This is a genomic window from Lewinella sp. IMCC34191 (assembly GCF_003390935.1).
Lineage (GTDB): Bacteria > Bacteroidota > Bacteroidia > Chitinophagales > Saprospiraceae > Neolewinella.
The window spans coordinates 1-255 of the sequence record NZ_QNQZ01000044.1; the positions used below are offsets into that span (position 1 = coordinate 1).

General features: G+C 49.0%; 1 rRNA gene. It reads right to left on the minus strand.

Annotated features, from left to right (window positions below):
- A 23S ribosomal RNA gene (locus DRW39_RS22145) occupies positions 1 to 255 on the minus strand; the annotation flags it as partial.

A 255-nucleotide genomic window follows, 5' to 3' on the forward strand; every position in this document is an offset into this window, starting at 1 on the left:
GCCCGCAAATTCAGACAGGGTTTCTCCGGCCCCGCCCTACTCAGGATCCTCGTCATCAACACCACCATTCCTGTACGGGACTTTCACCCCCTATGGTCAGCTTTTCCAAAACTGTTCCAGTTAAATGGTATTGAATTATACAAGTCCTACAACCCCACTACGACGTGTCGTAATGGTTTGGGCTGTTCCGCGTTCGCTCGCCACTACTTGCGGAATCATTAAATTATTTTCTCCTCCTCCGGGTACTTAGATGTT